Here is a 1,558-nt window from a genome sequence, read left to right on the forward strand (position 1 = left end):
CTCAACTTCCCTGCGCATTTCGACAGGGGTTCCGCTAATGTCGGGGTTTGGCGGCGTTGGTCCTCGGGTGCCTTGTTGCGTTCATGGATGATTGATTTCGCCGTTTTCGGTTGCCGGTCAAGAGGGGCGCGGCCTGTTGCGTGACGGACGGCATGGCAGCATCGCGAAAACACCGGAAAGGGACAGGATCGGATTCGATTTCCGGCATTTTCCGATACTTCAAACCCCTTGGGAACCCCTGCACAAGGCTTCAAGCTATTTTTCCGGCCGAACATGGTAGTCAGGATGGACCTTCGCCAACTTCCACGCGGCGTATTCGAACGGTGCCGCCGGCAGCGGCTTCAAGGCAGCCCGCTCGATCTCCTTGAACAGTTCGCGGCGGTTTTGGCCGACATGGCGCATCGCCGGTTGTTCAGTCCCTTGAGCAGTTCGGCGATCGAGAAAAAGGATCGATTCCTCAGACGTGCGCAGAGGCTGGAAAAAGGACACTCAATGTGACCGCTCGCTCGCTAAGCCCGTCAGGACTACGGCAGTTGCCGAGCAAGCGATGGTACCGGCTGCTTGTGTCTCTTCATCCTTGTGAAACGGTTTGTCATCGAGAGCCCAACAATTGCTACCTCGTCACCAGCATCGCGCATGCGCAGTCCTGCAAGATCTTATCAAACGCCGCCCCGCGGCGTTTTGTTCAAATCCGATCGAGGTAATCGCCTCGACGTGGGTGACATTCATCGAGCATTCTATCCTCTGTCCCGGCGGATAGGCCTGCGCGGGATTCTTGACAGCCACGGTCCGCGTCTGCACGACATGAGGCACGTCTTCGCGTCAAATACGCTGTTGCGCTGGTATCAAGCCGAGCAAGATCCGGAGCGACTTCTGCCGATTTTTTCCACCTATCTCGGCCATGCCCACGTGGCTGACATGCAATGTATCTGAGTGCCTCGCCTGAGCTGATGACAGAACCGATGCGTCGTTTTGAGCGCCGCTGAGAGGACATGATCAACATGCCAGTCTGGCGCCGCTTTTACAGCGCTTTTTCATTCAACGTCTGATGCCGCGTCCACTTCATGAGGAACGTGCTGGCCCATGCCGGCAAGAGCGGGCGCCGGGTCGTCTCAGCCTTCATCGCCACCGCCTTCGCCCAGGAAACGCCCGAGGCCGCAAGCACGCAATGGCGCGCCGTCGCCGACCAGATCCGGCCGAAAGTGCCGAAGCTGGCGACAATCATGGACGACGCCGAGCCCGACGTGCTTGCCTACATGACTTTCCCCAAGGAGCACCGCGCCAAGCTGCACTCGACGGATGACATCGACAAGTCTGACGTTGGCTCATTCGTTTCTTTGTTCGGTTCCGGTGAGCCCGTTTCTTCGTCCCGGCCGACGCATCGCCATCGGCTCCCGTGTCGAGACGCGGTCAAGGCTGGCCGACGCACTGACGGTTCGGCAGGTCACGACGCTTCGAGGCCATGCCTTGAGGGCGTCGAGCACGGAGCCAGTCTGGAGCAGACCGTGTCGGCGATTGTCGTGACGGCACATTCTTTGTTGCTATGATCGCCCAGCAC

General features: G+C 59.2%; 2 pseudogenes. One reads left to right on the forward strand and one right to left on the reverse strand.

Annotation, left to right across the window (positions count from 1 at the left end):
* Nucleotides 1–258: 258 nt before the first annotated feature.
* A pseudogene (locus EOA38_RS36185) lies at nucleotides 259–473 on the reverse strand (IS21 family transposase); the annotation flags it as partial.
* Between the two features lie 576 nt (nucleotides 474–1,049).
* Here EOA38_RS36185 and EOA38_RS36195 point away from each other — a divergent pair.
* A pseudogene (locus EOA38_RS36195) lies at nucleotides 1,050–1,313 on the forward strand (transposase); the annotation flags it as partial.
* Nucleotides 1,314–1,558 lie beyond the last annotated feature (245 nt).

The sequence above is a fragment of the Mesorhizobium sp. M1E.F.Ca.ET.041.01.1.1 genome, from assembly GCF_003997355.1.
Classification (GTDB): domain Bacteria; phylum Pseudomonadota; class Alphaproteobacteria; order Rhizobiales; family Rhizobiaceae; genus Mesorhizobium.